The 14,268-nt window shown below is 63.3% G+C and carries 11 protein-coding genes; 7 read left to right on the top strand and 4 right to left on the bottom strand.

Annotation, left to right across the window (positions count from 1 at the left end):
* Window positions 1-25 precede the first annotated feature (25 nt).
* Window positions 26-898 carry a thioredoxin gene (gene trxA / locus AC1MDC_RS12255; protein ID WP_480393056.1) on the top strand — a complete coding sequence of 291 codons (873 nt, stop codon included), beginning with the start codon at window positions 26-28 and terminating at the stop codon, window positions 896-898.
* Window positions 899-902: 4 nt separating this feature from the next.
* Here the strand turns inward: trxA and AC1MDC_RS12250 are convergent, their stop codons facing one another.
* On the bottom strand, window positions 903-1,259 hold the full coding sequence (locus tag AC1MDC_RS12250; protein ID WP_227233673.1) for a hypothetical protein: 357 nt from the start codon (window positions 1,257-1,259) through the stop codon (window positions 903-905).
* Between the two features lie 134 nt (window positions 1,260-1,393).
* Here AC1MDC_RS12250 and AC1MDC_RS12245 point away from each other — a divergent pair, with 134 nt between their 5' ends.
* From AC1MDC_RS12245 to AC1MDC_RS12225, 5 genes are all read left to right on the top strand, one after another.
* Window positions 1,394-1,990: a DUF2796 domain-containing protein gene (locus tag AC1MDC_RS12245; RefSeq protein WP_085705107.1), complete on the top strand. Its 597-nt coding sequence runs from the start codon at window positions 1,394-1,396 to the stop codon at window positions 1,988-1,990.
* A gap of 14 nt (window positions 1,991-2,004) precedes the next feature.
* Window positions 2,005-2,715, top strand: coding sequence for an ABC transporter ATP-binding protein (locus tag AC1MDC_RS12240; protein WP_085705109.1), 711 nt, complete (start codon window positions 2,005-2,007; stop codon window positions 2,713-2,715).
* 1 nt (window position 2,716) lies between these two features.
* A complete protein-coding gene (locus AC1MDC_RS12235; RefSeq protein WP_085697656.1) occupies window positions 2,717-3,982 on the top strand; it encodes an ABC transporter permease in 1,266 nt (421 codons plus the stop codon).
* Window positions 3,983-3,993: 11 nt separating this feature from the next.
* Window positions 3,994-4,512 carry a DUF3299 domain-containing protein gene (locus AC1MDC_RS12230; protein WP_480393055.1) on the top strand — a complete coding sequence of 173 codons (519 nt, stop codon included), beginning with the start codon at window positions 3,994-3,996 and terminating at the stop codon, window positions 4,510-4,512.
* A gap of 222 nt (window positions 4,513-4,734) precedes the next feature.
* A complete protein-coding gene (locus AC1MDC_RS12225; RefSeq protein WP_085697657.1) occupies window positions 4,735-5,433 on the top strand; it encodes an OmpW/AlkL family protein in 699 nt (232 codons plus the stop codon).
* Window positions 5,434-5,610: 177 nt separating this feature from the next.
* On the opposite strand, the gene AC1MDC_RS12220 is transcribed toward AC1MDC_RS12225, so the two are convergent.
* Window positions 5,611-6,540: an NAD-dependent epimerase/dehydratase family protein gene (locus AC1MDC_RS12220; protein WP_480393054.1), complete on the bottom strand. Its 930-nt coding sequence runs from the start codon at window positions 6,538-6,540 to the stop codon at window positions 5,611-5,613.
* Entirely contained in the window at window positions 6,533-7,417 is an 885-nt protein-coding gene (locus tag AC1MDC_RS12215; RefSeq protein ID WP_085697659.1) for a sugar nucleotide-binding protein, read from the bottom strand. Before AC1MDC_RS12215 ends, AC1MDC_RS12220 begins: the two co-directional genes overlap by 8 nt.
* Before the next feature lie 178 nt (window positions 7,418-7,595).
* Between AC1MDC_RS12215 and AC1MDC_RS12210 the strand changes: the two genes are divergently transcribed.
* Window positions 7,596-11,888 carry a DEAD/DEAH box helicase gene (locus tag AC1MDC_RS12210; protein ID WP_480393053.1) on the top strand — a complete coding sequence of 1,431 codons (4,293 nt, stop codon included), beginning with the start codon at window positions 7,596-7,598 and terminating at the stop codon, window positions 11,886-11,888.
* Here the strand turns inward: AC1MDC_RS12210 and AC1MDC_RS12205 are convergent.
* Window positions 11,882-13,987 carry a mechanosensitive ion channel family protein gene (locus tag AC1MDC_RS12205; RefSeq protein ID WP_227233678.1) on the bottom strand — a complete coding sequence of 702 codons (2,106 nt, stop codon included), beginning with the start codon at window positions 13,985-13,987 and terminating at the stop codon, window positions 11,882-11,884. The two genes, AC1MDC_RS12210 and AC1MDC_RS12205, sit on opposite strands and share 7 nt — an antisense overlap.
* Window positions 13,988-14,268: the final 281 nt, after the last annotated feature.

Genomic DNA, 14,268 nt, shown 5'->3' with positions numbered 1-14,268 from the left:
CATTCACGCTTTCACGAGAGACCCCATGAGTCAGCAAACGCCGTACATCTTCGACGCCACGACGGCCGACTTCGACCAGTCGGTGATCGAGGCCTCCTTTCAAAAACCGGTGCTGGTGGATTTCTGGGCCGAATGGTGTGCGCCATGCAAGGCGCTGATGCCGATGTTGCAAGGCATCGCCGAGAGCTATCAGGGCGAGTTGCTGCTGGCCAAGGTCAATTGCGATATCGAGCAGGACATCGTCGCCCGTTTCGGCATCCGCAGCCTGCCGACCGTGGTGCTGTTCAAGGACGGCCAACCGGTGGACGGCTTTGCCGGTGCGCAACCGGAATCCGCGGTGCGCGCCCTGCTTGAACCGCATGTGCAGATGCCGGCACCGTCCGCCGCCGATCCGTTCGAACAGGCTCAGGCACTGTTTGACGAAGGCCGTTACGCCGACGCGGAAGCGACACTGGTGACGCTGCTGGGCGAAGACAACACCAACGCCAAGGCGCTGATTCTCTACGCTCGCTGCCTGACTGAACGCGGTGAACTGGGTGAGGCGCAAACCGTGCTCGACGCGGTCAAGAGCGACGAACACAAGGCTGCACTGGCCGGTGCCAAGGCGCAGATCAAGTTCCTCGGCCTGGCCCGTGACCTGCCGGATGCCGCCGACCTGAAAAGCCGTCTGGCGCAGAACCCGCAGGACGATGAAGCGGTGTATCAACTGGCGATCCAGCAACTGGCCCGTCAGCAATACGAAGCGGCGCTGGACGCACTGCTCAAGCTGTTCATCCGCAACCGCAACTACAGCGAAGGTCTGCCGCACAAGACCTTGCTGCAAGTCTTCGAGCTGTTGGGCAACGATCACCCGCTGGTGACCGCTTACCGGCGCAAGGTGTTTGCCGCGCTGTACTAAGCGCTTATTCGATCCAGCTGTAGAGCGGCGTATCACCGCCGCTCAGCACTTTCACATCGGCCGAATGACGCAGGCGCACCAGCAAGCGCTTGCCCGCCGCTGCGCTGCCGGTCAGTCCTTCGAGCTGATCCAGCAACTCCGGCCCGCTGAGTTGCCCGGCCTTGCGCAGCAAATCCCTGGCGACCTGCCACAACGCGTCATCCTGATTCACCGGTTTCGCCGCAGGCGCTGCAGCAGCTTGCGGCTGGGCGGCCTGCACCGGCATACCCAACTGCGCACCGAGCCGCGCCCAGTCGCTTTCATCCAGTTCCAGGGTCAAATCCACCGGCAACGCACCGACGGTTCCGCGTATCCGCACCATAACTTCGCTCCCGCACATTTCTGACCTGCATGCTCCCATGGGACTTGTATAACGCCAAGCGGGCGGGCAAACTCTGCGCACTTTCGTTATAAGATTACATAACAAACTCTTCACTTTACTTCCCGGAGACCGCCATGCGTCGTCTGCTGCTCGCTTTGCCGTTTGCCCTGTTGCCGCTGGCCATCGCCCATGCCGCCGATGAGCATGATCACGACCATGAGCACGGCAGCCTCGGTGCCCACGAACATGGCGTCGGTCGTCTGAACGCCGCCCTCGACGGCCAGACCCTGGAGCTGGAGCTGGAAAGCCCGGCGATGAACCTCGTGGGTTTTGAACACGTCGCCACCAGCGATGCCGACAAGGCCAAAGTCGCCGCCGCTCGTGCGCAGCTGGAAAAACCGCTGGCGCTGTTCAGTCTGCCGGCCGCCGCCGGTTGCAAAGTCACCAGCCAGGAACTGGAAAGCCCGCTGTTCGGCGACAAGCCGGATGCCGACGACCACGACGACGAAGAAGAAGCCGGCAAGGATGGTCACGAGCATCATCATGACCACAGTGAAATCCACGCCCACTACCAGTTCAGCTGTGCAGCGCCGGGTGCGTTGAAAACCCTCGATCTGGCAAACCTTTTCAATACCTTCCCGGCCACCCAGAAAATTCAGGTACAACTGATCGGCCCGAGCGGCCAGCAAGGCACGGAAGTGACGGCCAAGGCCGCCGCCCTGAAGTTCTGACACGAAACGGCGCCATGACCCAAGCACTCATCGAACTGTCTGACCTGGGCTTCAACTGGCCCGGTCACCCGCCGCTGCTGGACATCCCGGCGTTTCGCCTGGAAGCCGGCGAAACCCTGTTCCTCAAGGGCCCCAGCGGCAGCGGCAAGACCACCCTGCTCGGCCTGCTCGGCGGGGTGCAGAAACCCGGTCGCGGCAGCATTCGGCTGCTCGGCCAGGAGCTGACCGAACTGGGTGCCGGCGCCCGCGATCGTTTTCGCGTCGATCACACCGGCTACATTTTCCAGCAGTTCAACCTGCTGCCGTTTCTCTCGGTGCGCGAGAACGTCGAGCTGCCGTGCCACTTCTCAAGGCTGCGTGCCGAGCGTGCGAAGCAGCGCCACGGCAGCGTCGATCAGGCTGCCGCCACTCTGCTCGCCCACTTGGGCCTGAAGGACGAAAGCATCCTGAGTCGCCGCGCCGATTCGCTGTCGATCGGTCAGCAACAGCGGGTCGCCGCGGCCCGAGCGTTGATCGGTCAGCCGGAACTGGTGATCGCCGACGAACCGACCTCGGCGCTGGATTACGACGCCCGGGAAAACTTCATTCGCCTGCTGTTCGCCGAGTGCCGCGAAGCTGGATCAAGTCTGTTGTTCGTCAGCCACGACCAGAGCCTGGCGCCGCTGTTCGACCGTCATCTGTCCCTGGCCGAACTCAATCGCGCCGCCACGTCTGCCGAGGTCTGAGATGTATCTGTTCCGTCTGGCCATGGCCAGCCTCGCCAACCGGCGTTTCACCGCTCTGCTCACTGCTTTCGCCATCGCGCTTTCCGTCTGCCTGCTGCTGGCCGTCGAGCGGGTGCGCACCGAAGCCAAGGCCAGTTTCGCCAGCACCATCAGCGGCACCGACCTGATCGTCGGCGCCCGCTCGGGGTCGGTGAACTTGCTGCTGTACTCGGTATTTCGCATCGGCAACGCCACCAACAACATCCGCTGGGACAGCTTCGAACACTTCGCCAGCAACCCGAAGGTGAAGTGGGCGATCCCGATGTCCCTCGGCGATTCCCATCGTGGCTACCGGGTGATGGGCACCACCCAAGCCTATTTCGAGCATTACCAGTACGGTCGTCAGCAACACCTGGAACTGGCCGACGGCCGCGCCTTCGCCACCGATCCGTTCGAAGTGGTGCTCGGTGCCGAAGTGGCCGAGGCCCTGCATTACAAGCTCGGCGACAAGCTGGTGCTGGCCCACGGCGTGGCGGCGATCAGCCTGGTCAAGCACGACGACAAGCCGTTCACCGTGGTCGGGATTCTCAAGCGCACCGGCACCCCGGTGGATCGCACGTTGCACATCAGCCTCGGCGGCATGGAGGCGATTCATATCGACTGGCACAACGGCGTGCCGGCCCGTGGTAACGGTCGGATCAGCGCCGATCAGGCACGCAACATGGACCTGACGCCGCAAGCAATCACCGCGTTCATGCTCGGCCTCAACAGCAAGATCTCCACCTTCGCGCTGCAACGGGAAATCAACGAATTCCGTGGCGAGCCGATGCTGGCGATCCTGCCGGGCGTGGCCTTGCAGGAATTGTGGAGCCTGATGAGCACCGCCGAAAAAGCGTTGTTCGTGGTCTCGCTGTTCGTGGTGCTGACCGGGTTGATCGGCATGCTCACGGCGATTCTCACCAGCCTCAACGAACGTCGCCGCGAAATGGCGATTCTGCGCTCGGTGGGCGCGCGACCGTGGCATATCGCGAGCCTTTTGGTGCTGGAAGCGTTCGCTCTGGCGCTGACCGGGGTGATCGCCGGGCTGGCGTTGCTGTACCTCGGCATCGCCGCCGCTCAGGGTTATGTGCAGGCCAATTACGGCTTGTATCTGCCGCTGGCCTGGCCAAGCGAGTATGAATGGACGCTGCTCGGTGGCATTCTGGCTGCCGCGCTGCTGATGGGCAGCGTGCCGGCCTGGCGCGCGTATCGCCAATCCTTGGCCGATGGCCTGTCGATCCGTTTATGAGGATGTTCACCATGCCCCGCGCCGCCCTTGCGCTGCTGATGCTGGTTGCCCTGCCCGTCTGGGCGGCGGCACCGAAAGACCTGACCTGGTCGGAGATGATCCCGCCGGACGCGGCGCCTGAAGTGCCGAACATGACGCCGCTGCATGACCTGTCGAAGATGGGCGATGCGCTGTCGGCCGAGTCCGCACCAGCGGCGAAACAGGACATGCCCAACGCCCCGGTAGTGCAAAGCCTCGACGGCCAGAACATTCGCCTGCCGGGCTACATCGTACCGCTGGAAGTCAGCGAAGAAGGGCGCACCACGGACTTCCTGCTGGTGCCGTATTTCGGCGCCTGCATCCACGTGCCGCCACCGCCGTCGAACCAGATCGTGCACGTGAAAAGCGAACTCGGCGTGAAGCTCGATGAGCTGTATCAGCCGTACTGGGTCGAAGGGCCGTTGCAGGTCAAACCGTCCACCAGCGAACTGGCTGACGCCGGGTATCAGATGGAAGCTGACAAGATTTACGTGTACGAACTGCCGGAGTAAATCCGGTCATTCTGTACTGTTTGGCCCATTGTCTTCGCGAGCAAGCTCGCTCCCACAGTTGACCGAGCTCTAATGTGGGAGCGAGCTTGCTCGCGAAGGGGTCGGCAAAGGTTCCACAAAAAAAACGCCCATCACTGTTTCATTGAGCTGAGTCAAAAGACCGTATCAGACGGATTCGTACCATAGGACATCAAACATTTTTAACGTCCTTTGGGAGCTTCCATGAACAAGTCCTTGCTCAGCGCCTCGCTGTTTGCCCTCGCGCTCGCAGCCCCGCTCGCCCACGCCCACGAAGCCGGCGACATCATCGTTCGCGCCGGTGCGATCACCGTCAACCCGAAGGCCGACAGCTCCAGCGTCAAGGTCGATCAGGGTCCGCTGAGCGGCGCCAACCTGGGCGGCAAGGCGACCATGAGCAGCGACACCCAACTGGGTCTGAACTTCGCCTACATGCTGACCAACAACATCGGTATCGAGCTGTTGGCCGCCTCGCCCTTCGAGCATGACGTGAAGATCAAGGGCACCGCCCTGCCGGCCGCCAATGGCAAGCTCGGCACCCTGAAACACCTGCCGCCGACCCTGAGCGTGGTCTACTACCCGCTGGATGCGAAGTCGGCCTTCCAGCCGTACATCGGCGGCGGCATCAACTACACCTGGATCTACGACGAGCACGTCGGTAGCGAAGCCCAGTCCAACGGCTTCAGCAACTTCAAGGCGAAAAACTCCTGGGGCCTGGCCTGGCAGGTCGGCGCCGACTACATGCTGACTGACAACATCATGCTCAACGCCCAGGTGCGCTACATCGACATCGACACCCGCGCCACCGTCGAGAACAACGCCGTGGCTCCGGGCACCCGTGCACGGGTGAATGTGGACGTTGATCCCTTCATCTACATGGTTGGTCTAGGCTACAAGTTCTGAAGAACGTTCACGTGGTGGTGAATGAGGCTTGGTGGCGGGCAGCTCAGAACTGACGGCGATGTTACGCCATCGACCGGGGAGCAAGCTCCCTCGCTACAGGAAACAGGTTTGAAACCCGAATTCCGGCCGTGAAAAAGGCGCCTGTCAAAAGGCGCCTTTTTCATGTCTGCAAGAAGCTCAGCGGCCGAGCAGACGGGCCAGGCCGACGTTCATCGGCGTTGGTGTCGGGCAGTTGAATCGCTCAAGCAACCGGCGGTTGTTCGCCCGCGAATGGCGGATGTCACCGGAGCGCGCCGGGCCGTAGCTGACAGACGGCAACTCGCCGACCACCGCTTCGAGCGCGGCCAGCATCTGCTTGAGATTGGTCGCCTGATTCCAGCCGACGTTCACCGCACCGACATCCACTTGCGGCTTTTCGATTGCCTGCACCAGCACATCGACCAGGTCTTCGACGTACATGAAATCCCGGGTCTGCTCGCCATCGCCGAATACGGTGATCGGCAGGCCTTTCTGCGCGCGCTCGCTGAAAATGCTGATCACCCCGGAGTACGGCGAGGACGGATCCTGGCGCGGACCGAAGATGTTGAAGAAGCGGAAGATTGCCGGTTCCAGACCGTGCTGACGGCGGTAGAAATCGAAGTACTGCTCGCCGGCCAGTTTGTCCGACGCGTAAGGCGTCAACGGCGCCTTGGGCGTGTCTTCGTCAATCGACTCGCCTTCGCCATTGTTGCCGTATACCGCTGCGCTGGAAGCGTACAACACGCGCTTCACACCGGCCTCGCGCATGGCTTCGCAGACGTTCAGCGTGCCGATGAAATTGCTCTGATGAGTCTTCACCGGATCATCCACCGACGCCTGCACCGATGCCACGGCGGCCAGGTGCGCGACTGCGCTGCAACCTTCCATCGCCCTGGCGACCAGCGCCGCATCGGCGACGTCGCCGACGATCAGCTCGACCTTGGGATTGTCCAGCGGCAGATTGCTGCGCTTGCCGGTCGACAGATCATCGAGGATCCGCACCGAATGGCCCTTGGCAAGCAGCGCGTCAGTCAGGTGCGAGCCGATGAAACCGGCACCGCCGGTGATTAAAACAGGGCCTTCAGCCATGACGATAAAACCTATCCAGTAAGCCCGGGAGCGCGGCACGCCAGGCGCGCGGCTTGATCCCGAAGGTGTGCAGAATTTTCTTGCAGGCGAGCACCGCGTGTTGCGGCTCTTCGGCAGCGTCCGGCCGCGCGGCGTGGGCCTGGGCGGTCGGGGATTCGATGGCCAGCGGGTGCAGGCTGCGCGCTTCGGTGAGAATCGCCTGGCCCAGCGCCAGCGGTGTGGTCGCCTCGTGGCCGGCGTAGTGGTAAGTGCCCCACAGCGGCGCGGCGCAATCGAGTTGTTTGAGCACCGAGATGATCACTCGGGCCGCATCGTCGACCGGGGTCGGATTGCCACGACGGTCATCGGCCAGCAGCAATTCTTCCGGCTGTTCGGCCCGGGCCAGGAAGCGCCCGAGGATGCCTTCCGGGCTGTCGTCGAGCAGCCAGCCGAAGCGCAGCAGCACGTGTTGCGGGCAAGTGGCCCGTACGCTTTGCTCGATTCGCCACAACGCCTGACCGCGCAGGCCCAACGGCACCGGCTCGTCCTTTTCGCTGTAGGCGGTGGCGCGGGAACCGTCGAACACCCGATAGCTGGAAGGCTGCACCAGCACAATGTTGTGGTGCTGGCACAGTTCGGCCAGTCGCTCGATGGCGCGTTCCTGCCCGGCCAGACGGGTTTCGCTGACGGTCTCGGCCTGGAACCAGTCGAAATAGTAGGCAAGGTTGATCAATGCATCGGGACGGGTGTCGTCGAGCAATTGGGTCAGGCTCGCGGCATCCCAGCCGTCTTCGGGCGGGCGGGGGGCGAGGAAACCGATGTCTTCCTCTGCACCGAGGCGAATCAGCGCCTGCCCAAGGGCATTTCCGCCGCCCAGTAACATAAGGCGCATTCGCATAGAGTCAGCAGGCCCAGTCTGATTGGAACGATGGCTTTGGCGACGATGCCTGTGGCAGCGTCGTCGATAATTGCCGGAATCGTTGCATTTTGCGGGTTTAGTGCGCAACCGTCACCCGTAAAGTGTAGATCCCGAGCGGTACTTGCAACTTCGCCCGCCCACCCGCATAACTGAAACCATGAATTTGCCCCTTCCCACGGACGCGGCGCTGGCAGGCTTTCACCCCGCCGTCAGCGCCTGGTTCAGCAGCACCTTCCCGACGGTGACGGCCGCCCAGGCCCGCGCATGGCCGTTGATCCGCCAGCGCCGCTCGACACTGATCGCCGCGCCCACAGGCTCCGGCAAGACCCTCACCGCGTTCCTCGCCGTGCTCGACGATCTGGTCCACCGTGGCCTGGAAACCCCGGACGGTCTGCCGGACGAAACCCTGGTGGTTTACGTTTCGCCGCTCAAGGCGCTGTCCAACGACATCCGCATCAACCTGCAGAACCCGCTGGCCGGAATTACCGAGCAGTTGCGCCAAATGGATCTGCCGCCGCTGGAAATCACCACCGCCGTGCGCACCGGCGACACCCCGCAGAAAGAGCGCGCCGCCATGCGCAAGAGCGCGCCGCACATTCTGGTGACCACCCCGGAATCGCTCTACGTGCTGCTGGGTTCGGATTCGGGGCGAAAGATGCTCGGCACCACGCGCACGGTGATCGTCGATGAAATCCATGCCATCGCTGCCGGTAAACGAGGCAGCCACCTGGCCTTGAGCCTCGAACGCTTGCAGGCCCTGTGCGCTGAACCGCTGACCCGCATCGGCCTGTCGGCCACGCAAAAACCGATCGATGCGGTGGCGCGGTTTCTGGTCGGTCATGAGCGCCCCTGCGAAATCATCGACATCGGCCACGCCCGCCCACGGGACCTGGGCATCGAAGTGCCGCCGGTGCCGTTGTCGGCAGTGATGGCCAATGATGTCTGGGAACGGGTCTACGACCGCCTCGCCACGCTGGCCCGCGAACACCGCACCACGCTGATTTTCGTCAACACCCGGCGCCTGGCCGAACGCCTGAGCCGGCACCTCAGCGAACGCCTCGGCAAACACGCGGTGGCCGCGCACCACGGCAGTCTGGCCAAGGAGTTTCGCCTCGATGCGGAACAGCGGCTCAAGCGCGGCGAGCTGCAAGTGCTGATCGCCACCGCGTCGCTGGAACTGGGGATCGACATCGGCGAAGTCGACCTTGTCTGTCAGATCGCCTCACCGCGTTCGATTGCCGGTTTTCTGCAGCGAGTCGGCCGCTCCGGACACCAGGTCGGCGGCACGCCCAAGGGCCGTCTGTTTGCCACCACCCGTGACGACCTGATCGAATGCGCCGCGCTGCTCGACTGCGTGCGCCGGGGTGAACTCGATACGCTGCACATCCCCGAAGCGCCGCTGGATGTGCTGGCGCAGCAGATCATCGCCGAGGTCAGTTGCCAGGAATGGGCCGAGGACGATTTGCTTGCGCTGTTGCGACGGGCCGAGCCCTACGCCCGCCTCGACGAAAAACATTATCAGGCGCTGCTGGCGATGCTCGCCGAGGGCTACAACGGCCGTCAGGGCATGCGCAGCGCCTACCTGCACCACGACGCCGTCAGCCGAACCCTGCGCGGACGACGCGGCGCCCGGCTGACCGCCGTCACCAGCGGCGGCACCATCCCCGACAACGCCGACTACAGCGTATTGCTCGAACCCCAGAGCCTGAACATCGGCAGCGTCAACGAAGACTTCGCCGTGGAGAGCATCGCCGGCGACGTGTTCCAGCTCGGCAACGCCTCCTATCGCATCCTGCGGGTGGAAACCGGCAAGGTACGGGTCGAGGACGCCCAGGGTCAGCCTCCGACCATTCCGTTCTGGCTCGGCGAGGCGCCGGGGCGCAGCGACGAATTGTCGGCGGCCGTGGCGCGCCTGCACGCGCAGCTCGATCAATTGCTCAGCGCCAGCCCCGGCAATCTGCAACCGGCCCTCGACTGGCTGACCGACACTCTCGGCCTGAACCTGGCCAGCGCCGAACAGCTGGTCGATTACCTGGCCCGTGCCCGCCTCGCCCTCGGCGCCTTACCGTCGCGAGACACGCTGCTGATGGAACGGTTTTTCGACGAGTCCGGCGGCACCCAACTGATCATCCATTCGCCGTTCGGCAGCCGTATCAATCGCGCCTGGGGCCTGGCCTTGCGCAAGCGCTTCTGCCGCACCTTCAACTTCGAATTGCAGGCCGCCGCCAGCGAAGACGCGATCGTGCTGTCGCTATCCACCAGCCACAGTTTCGAACTCGACGAGGTCTGGCGTTACCTGCACAGCAACAGCGCCGAGCACATCCTGATTCAGGCGGTACTGGATGCGCCGCTGTTCGGTGTGCGCTGGCGCTGGAATGCCGGGGTGGCGCTGGCCCTGCCGCGCTACACGGGCGGGCGCAAAGTCGCGCCGCAATTGCAGCGGATGAAAAGCGAAGACCTGATCGCCAGTGTGTTTCCCGATCAGATCGCCTGCCTGGAAAACCTCGCCGGCGAACGGGAAATCCCCGCGCATCCGCTGGTGGAACAGACCCTCGACGATTGCCTGCATGAAGCGATGGACAGTGAAGGCTGGCTCGAACTCCTGCGGCGCATGGAGCGCGGCGAAGTGCGTTTGATCGCCCGCGACCTGCCGGCGCCCTCGCCGCTGGCGGCGGAAATCCTCAGCGCCCGGCCCTACACCTTTCTCGACGATGCGCCGCTGGAAGAACGTCGCACCCAGGCCGTGCTCAACCGCCGCTGGAGCGATCCGCAATCCACCGATGACCTCGGCGCACTGGACGCCGATGCGATCGAAGCCGTGCGCGAAGAGGCGTGGCCGACGCCAGACAGCGCCGATGAAATGCACGAAACATTGATGAGCCTGGCCTGCATCAGCGACCGCGAAGTCGAGGCCAATCCGCCGTGGCGCGGTTGGCTGAATGCTCTGGCCGATACCGGGCGAGCCTGCCAGTTGCAGATCAATCCCAAGCATTCACTGTGGCTGGCGAGAGAACGCCTGACGTGTCTGCAAGCGCTTTATCCACAGGCGCAATCGGCACTCCCCGCATTACCCGGTTTCGACAAAGCATGGACGGCCGATGACGCACTGGTCGAAGTGATCCGCGCGCGGCTCGGCGCATTCGGTCCTTTACCACTGGCGGCGATTGCCGGGCCGCTGGCCTTGATGCCGGCCTCTGTTCATCAAGCCCTCGCTCAACTGGAGCACGAAGGTTATGTGCTGCGGGGCCATTTCACGCCGGGATCGACCGTTGAGGAGTGGTGCGAACGACACCTGCTGGCACGCATTCACCGCTACACGGTCAAGCGTCTGCGCCGGGAAATCGAGCCGGTGGCGTTGCAGGATTTCATGCGGTTTCTGTTCGACTGGCAGCATTTATCCGCGTCCACTCGGGGTCAGGGCAGCACCGTGTTGCCGGCGATTGTCGGTCAGTTCGAAGGCTATCCGGCTGCCGCATCGGCGTGGGATAGCGACATCCTTCCGGCGCGGCTCAAAGACTATTCACCGAGCTGGCTGGATCTGTGCCGCAGCGGCAAACTGGTATGGACGCGCCTCAGCGCCCGGCAAAACATCAGCGGCACGGCATTGCGCAGCACACCGATCGTGTTGCTGCCGCGCAGTCAGGTCGGCTTGTGGAGTGCACTGGCCGAACAGACGCCGCTCAGCGAACTGTCGCCCAAGACCCGAAAGGTTTTCGACGCGCTGAGCCAGCACGGCGCGCTGTTCTTCGATGAGCTGATTCATGAAGCGCACCTGCTGCGCACCGAACTGGAAATCGCCTTGCAGGAACTGGTCGGCGCCGGTCTGGTGAATGCCGACAGTTTTGCCGGGTTGCGGGCACTGATCACCCCGGCGAGCAAGCGCCAGCAGCGCAGCAGTCGACGCGGGCGTGGGGCGTTTGTCGGTGGCATGGACGATGCAGGGCGCTGGGCGCTACTGCGTCGCGGGCTGGTTGTGGAAAACCGTCAAACAGCGTCGCCCGAAACCCTCGAGCACGTCGCCATGACCTTGTTGCGGCGCTATGGCGTGGTGTTCTGGCGCCTGCTGGAGCGCGAGGCCGACTGGTTGCCGAGCTGGCGCGAACTGCTGCGTACATTCCATCGACTGGAAGCACGCGGCGAGATTCGTGGCGGGCGATTTGTCAGCGGGCTGGCGGGCGAGCAATTCGCCCTGCCCGAGGCGATTCCCCTGCTGCGCGAAGTCCGCCGTCGCCCACATGACGGCAGCCTGGTCGCGGTGTGCGGCGTCGACCCGCTGAACCTCGCCGGCACCTTGCTGCCCGGGGCGAAAGTACCGGCGCTGGCGAGCAATCGGCTGGTGTATCGCGACGGGTTGCCGGTCGCTACCGAGGTCGCGGGCAAGCAGCAGTTCTGGGTGGAGCTGGACTTCGCCGCCATGAACGAAATCCGCAACAAGCTGACCCGTCACTGAGTGCGGGCCTGCTCCGGCAACACCACCGATGACTGCGCCGCAGCCACCTCTTCCTCCTGGCGCTTGGGCAACAAAACCTGCTGTGGATAAGTCTGCGCGAAATGCACCCAAGGGCTGTTATCCACAAGCTTTTTCAAACGCTGGTTGAACGCGCGGCTCACCGCGTATTGCCCGCCCGACACCGTGCGGAATTGCGCGGTCAGCACCACGCCGTTCAGGTCCATTTTGTCCACGCCGAACACATCCAGCGGCCCTTGCAGGTTGTACTTGAGGAACGGGTCTTCGCGGATCGAATCCCCCGCCTCGCGGATCAGCTCGATGGCCTTGTCGACATCGGTGTCATAGGTGAACTGCACCGAGAAAAACGCGAACGCAAACTGCCGCGATTGATTGGTCACCGCCTTGATCTGACCGAACGGCACCGAATGCACGAAGCCCTTGCCGTCGCGCAGGCGCAGGGTGCGAATGGTCAGGCCTTCTACCGTGCCGGCGTGCCCGGAATCGAGCACCACCCAATCGCCGATCGACAGGGTGTCTTCGATGATGATGAACAACCCGGTGATGACGTCCTGCACCAGTTGCTGCGAGCCGAAACCGATAGCCAGGCCGACCACCCCGGCACCGGCCAGCAGCGGCGCGACGTTGATCCCGAGGTTGGCCATGGTGGTGATCGCGCAGATCACCACCAGGATGATTTTGATCGCATTGCGCAGCAGCGGCAGGATGGTTTTCACCCGGGTGCTGGGCTGGCGCGCCGAGCGCTTGCTGACCGGTGGTTTCAGCGCTTCCTGAATCGCCGTGTCGAGCACCACCCACAGCAGCCATGTCACGAGGAAGATCAGGCCGATGCTGCTCAGGGCATTGCTGATCGCCCGACCGACCGTGCTGCTCTGCGCGAAGTCGAGCAGTGACACACCCCAGATCCGCCCGAGAATGTCGATGAACACAATCGCGATGACGATCCGCAGCAAGGCGTGCAACAGGCTGAGAAAGCGTTCTTTGTAGGCGCTGCTACGCTGGATCGCCTCGGCCTTGCGCGACTTGAACAGATGCTGGAGGACGGTGCTGAGAAACACCGTGCCGATCAACAGCACGGTGGTGAACAACGCGCAGCGCAGGGCTTTCTGGTTGTCCTCGCCGATGCCGATCAGATTGACCGCCGAGACCAGCACCATCAGCACGATCGGCCAGTACCAGAGCCCGGAAAAAATCCGCAGCGACTCCTGCAGCGACGGCTGTTTCAAGCGCTGGGCCAGCGAGCGATTGCGGATCAGGTGCGCCACCGGCCGACGCAGGCGAATCACCAGCAGACCGAAGATGATCGACGCCAGCAGACCGGTGAACACCGCGATGCTGCTGGTGATGTTGCCGCCCAGTTGCCGGGCGATCTGCGGGCTGGTGAGCGCGTCACTCAATGCGGCGAGAAAGCCGATCAGGAACAGCGGCTTCGGGCAGTAGTCGCGGATGATCTGCACGGCGCGACGTTTGTGGCCGACGTTGAACATCATCACCACGCACAACAGCATCGACGTGGAAAATATCCCGCTGCTGGTGGCATAGGCTAGACACAGCGCCAGCGCCCGGCCGATCGAGGCCGACAGAAAATGGCTGACGTACAGGGTCAACGGCAGGCAGATCAGCGCGGGCAACGTGTAGGGCAACAGGTAACCGAGCAGGTCCTGACTGCGTTGCCGGGTGCGCAACCAACGCCCTTCCTGCAGACGCTTGGCCAGCAGGCTGCCGAGCACCGTCAATACGGCAAACGTGCCCAGCCAAACGCCGGAGAGCATCAGGAAATCTCCCGCCACGCCCCAGCCGGAGCGGTTCGAAGGTTGATTGACCAGCCTGTCGACTTCATCTGCCGCCCGGTCGGCGCGCAGGCGCCAGGCGTCGACCAGATGCTCGTTGAGATCGAGTTTGTCCTGCACGTCGTCGATGCTGGAACTGATGGCGCCGAGCAGTCCGCCCTGCACGATCGGTTCCGGTTTGGCCGGCTCTTCACTGGTCGCCGGAACACCCGGCAGGCTGGCGGCTTGCACTGCATTGCCGCCGAACAACAGCAATGTCCCCAATAGAATCGCGATCCTGAACCTGGTCAAAACGCAGAGCTCCCTTGGTTGAACCTGTAAAGAACTGATCGGTTTTGGCCCGGCAAGTTCGGTTTTGATCGTTCCCCCGCCCACTCCCCTTCACTGATCGTCCCCAAGCTCCGCGTGGAAATACAGCGAGAGGCGCTCCGCGTCTCAAAGAGCGGACGCAGAGCGTCCACGGAGGCATTCCCACGTAGAGCGTGGAAACGAACACCTTTAGGGGGGATATTTGCGTCGCACGCAAATATCAAATGCCCCTCCCTGTATTTTTCCACCCCCACCAAACCCCG

This window comes from Pseudomonas sp. 1 (genome assembly GCF_056626735.1).
This window is presented reverse-complemented; position numbering and strand designations above follow the sequence as displayed.